The sequence below is a fragment of the Clostridium sp. UBA2485 genome (genome assembly GCF_002341865.1).
In the GTDB taxonomy this organism is placed as follows: Bacteria; Bacillota; Clostridia; order Clostridiales; family Clostridiaceae; genus Clostridium_J.
Genome location: NZ_DDOV01000070.1, coordinates 1 through 3,060 on the forward strand (window position 1 = coordinate 1; position 3,060 = coordinate 3,060).

Here is a 3,060-nt window from a genome sequence, read left to right on the forward strand (position 1 = left end):
AAATATAAAATAAAGGTGGAAACTCTAAAAGAATTTCCACCTTTATTTTATATTTTTTCATATCTTATCATAGATTTTTAAAGCTACACTACTTAGCCACATTGGCAGCTACATTTAATACATCCCAAGTTCTAGCAAAAGGTGGTGCATAACATAAATCTAACATACCTAGCTCCTCTGTGGTCATTTTTTTAAATATTGCAGAGGCTAGCACATCCACTCTTAATACTGCACCTTTTTCACCAATAATTTGTCCTCCAAGTAATACCTTTGTTTCACCATGGTAAATTAACTTTACATAAATATCACTTTGTCCCGGGTAATAATTAGCTTGATTCTTATCCTGTATAAATACCTTTTTATAGTTTATATTCATTTTGATTGCATCTGCTTCAGAAATTCCTGTTCTACCTGCTTCTAAGTTCATTACCTTTATGGCCGCAGAACCTAAGGTACCTTGAAAAGAAACTCTCTTTCCTGCAAGATTTTCTCCAACAATTCTTCCTATTTTATTTGCTGTAGTTGCAAGTGGTATATATACATTTTCTTCTTTAATTAAATGATATACGCTAGCACAATCTCCTGCTGCATAGATATCTTTTATACTAGTTTCACCATATTCATCTATAACTAAGGCTCCATTTCTAAGCATTTCAATTCCTGTATTTTCTAAAAAACTAGTATTAGGTCTTACTCCTGTACATATTATTACTAAGTCAGCTCTATAGCTTCCCTTATCTGTGATTACTTCTTCTACCTTTTCAGTTCCTTTAAAAGCCTTAACGGACTCATTTAAATTAAGCTCTACTCCATGATTTAATAATTCTTTTTCCATAATTGAAGTAATTTCTTCATCAAAGGTATCCGGTAAAACTCTAGAATCTAATTGAATTACTCTTATATTCTTACCTAGTTTTTTCATGGCTTCTACAGTTTCAATACCAATGAAACCTGCACCTATTATAATTACATCCTTAATTTCATTCTTTTTAGCTACTTCTTTTATAGCTATCCCATCACTAAATTCTTTTAAAGTAAATACATTCTTTAAATTTTTATTTTCTATAGGTGGTATTATGGCACTAGCTCCTGTAGCAACCATAAGCACATCATATTTATCATCAAATATATTTCCTGTAGATAAATCTTTTACCGTTACAGTTTTACTTACTGGATATACTTTTAAAACCTCATGTTTTGTTTTTACATCAATTCCACTCTCTATGAATTTATTTAATGGTCTTGCTATCATAGTATTAGGGTCTTCATAGAAATCTCCTACATAATAAGGCAATCCACAAGCTCCCCAAGAAACCACATCTGATTTTTCATAAACCACTATTTGAGAGTTAGAATCTGTTCTTTTAGCTTTTGATGCAGCACTCATTCCTGCCGCTACACCACCTATAATTATAATCTTCATAAGCCTTCCTCCAATGCAAAATTTTAGCTAGTTTCTTCAATAGATTTGTTATTATATATTTCCATATCTAATTCCTTCATAATCTTTCCTGAAACTACTCCTGTTACCATAGAACCACTTACATTTAATGCTGTTCTTGCCATATCTATTAGTGGTTCAATAGCAATTAATAATCCTACTAATCCTACTGGAAAACCTAATGCAGAGAATACAGTTAATGCTGCAAAAGTCGCACCACCACCTACACCTGCGATTCCAAAAGAGCTTAGTGTAGTTATAAGTATCAACTTCACTAAAAATCCTGGTGACATTGGATTAATACCTAATGTTGGTGCTACCATTACTGCAAGCATTGCTGGATAAATTCCTGCACATCCATTTTGACCTATACTAACACCTAGTGATGCTGAAAGGTTTGCAACCCCTTCTGAAACTCCTAGTTTATCCACTTGAGTCTTAATGTTAAGTGGCAATGCCCCAGCACTAGTTCTTGATGTGAAAGCAAAGATAAGTACTGATGCTGATTTTTTAAAATAGGTGATAGGATTTAGCTTAAATATCATTAGGATAATAGAATGTACAATAAACATTATTAATATAGCTACATATGAAGCTACTACAAATTTCATAAGTCCGAGAATTTGTGAAAATTTACTTGTTGAAACCATTGTTGTCATAAGAGCTAATACTCCAAAAGGAGTTAATCTTAAAACTAAAGTTACCATACGCATTACCACATCATGTAATGCATTTAAAAATCCAATAAATATTTCTGCTGATTTAGATCGTTTCTTTTTAATTCCTAGTGTTGCAATTCCAATAAATCCTGCAAAAAATACCACTGATAATGTAGGTGAATCACCTTGACCTGTTAAAGAATAGAAAGGATTAGTTGGAATTATATTTATAATTTGTTCTTGAACTGGCTTTTGCTGCAAGTTAGTTAATTTTTCTTCCAGTTCTTCTCCTCTCTTAATCTCTGTATCTCCTGTTTGCAATCCTTCTACACTTAATCCAAAAGTATTAGCTGTAGTTGCACCTACTAATGCAGATACTGCTGTAGTAAGTAAAAGTACAATTAGGATTGTGGTCGTAAGTTTTCCAAGATTACTGGACTTTTGATTAATTATAGCACAAGTAATTGACACAAATATAAGTGGCATTACTATCATTTTTAATAATCTTACATATCCACTTCCAATCACATTAAACCAGTTATTAGCTCCCCCAATAACTGGAGATTCCACTCCAAAAATAATTTGAAGTATTGCTCCATATACAATTCCTACTATTAAGCCTGTAAGCACTCTAGCAGTAAAAGAATAGTGCTTCTTTTGCATAACCGCAAGAACATAAACAAGCCCTAACATAATCAATACATTAATCAATACTAAAATTCCTGTATTCAGCTTATCCCTCCTGATTTTTAGTCTAATAATCCTTTTATTTAAGAGCTTTTCTAAAAAAGGTTGATTTTTAGAATTTAAAAGTTTAAAGCTCTGATTTAAGTTGATTAATAGCTATATTTTTCGTTATAATAGAAATGATTATTTCGATTATAACTTTTTAAAAACTCTGTGTTATCTTATATAATATCATAATATAGCCTTTGACACTATCAAGTGATTCTTAGACTC

Annotated in this window: 2 protein-coding genes; both read right to left on the reverse strand. The window is 31.5% G+C overall.

Features of this window, described 5'->3' with window-relative positions:
• Positions 1 to 88: 88 nt before the first annotated feature.
• A complete protein-coding gene (locus B3603_RS14045; RefSeq protein ID WP_291565987.1) occupies positions 89 to 1,423 on the reverse strand; it encodes a CoA-disulfide reductase in 1,335 nt (444 codons plus the stop codon).
• Positions 1,424 to 1,446: 23 nt separating this feature from the next.
• Positions 1,447 to 2,793, reverse strand: a complete 1,347-nt coding sequence (locus tag B3603_RS14050; protein ID WP_291565989.1) for an L-cystine transporter — start codon at positions 2,791 to 2,793, stop codon at positions 1,447 to 1,449.
• Positions 2,794 to 3,060 lie beyond the last annotated feature (267 nt).